Consider the following 228-nt stretch of genomic DNA (forward strand, 5'->3'; position numbering starts at 1 on the left):
TCCACGACGTCGCCGACATTCTTGAGATTGGACCAGGCATCGGCCGTGTTCATATCGATCTTGATGCCGTAGGCCTGTTCCACATCCCAGAGGACGTCCGCCAAACCCAGCGAATCGAACCCGAGCGCGTCCAGTTCCGTGGCGATTGTTATCTCGCCGACGAATGACGCAGGCATTCCCTCACCGCTCTCCGACTCGGCGCGTTTCTTGATCAGGGCAATGACGTCC

1 protein-coding gene is annotated in these 228 nt (G+C 58.8%); it reads right to left on the reverse strand.

What is annotated here, in order from left to right:
* Positions 1–228 (reverse strand): acyl carrier protein (locus NMG46_RS29620; protein ID WP_254820791.1); only part of this gene is annotated, 228 nt, incomplete at both ends.

The organism is Mesorhizobium sp. LMG 17147, from assembly GCF_024297145.1.
Taxonomy (GTDB): domain Bacteria; phylum Pseudomonadota; class Alphaproteobacteria; order Rhizobiales; family Rhizobiaceae; genus Mesorhizobium.